This window comes from Zooshikella sp. RANM57 (assembly GCF_050749885.1).
Lineage (GTDB): Bacteria > Pseudomonadota > Gammaproteobacteria > Pseudomonadales > Zooshikellaceae > Zooshikella.
Window position 1 is genome coordinate 1 of sequence record NZ_JBOIUB010000066.1, and the last position, 323, is coordinate 323.

Consider the following 323-nt stretch of genomic DNA (forward strand, 5'->3'; position numbering starts at 1 on the left):
ACCAAATCGGTTGTCATCCGCTTATCGATATGCCAGCCAACAATTCGACGAGAGTATAAATCCATCACCACGGCCAAATACATCCAACCTTCACCTGTCTTTAAGTAAGTCACATCGCCAGCCCAAACCTGGTTGGCTGCAGTGGGGTTAAAGTTGTGGTTTAACCAGTTATCGGCCACTGAATCAGCATGCTTACGCATCGTTGTGACCCTGTAAGCCTGATGTTGTGTAACTTTTAGGTGTAACCGATGCATGATGTTGCGAACTTGGTAGCGACCCATTTGATAGCCTTCTTTACGCAATTTCTTCACCATTTCACGATT

1 protein-coding gene is annotated in these 323 nt (G+C 45.5%); it reads right to left on the reverse strand.

Going from position 1 to position 323, the window contains the following annotated elements; genetic code table 11:
* A partial coding sequence (locus ACQ96U_RS27155) for a DDE-type integrase/transposase/recombinase (protein ID WP_431724407.1) occupies positions 1 to 323 on the reverse strand: 323 nt, incomplete at both ends.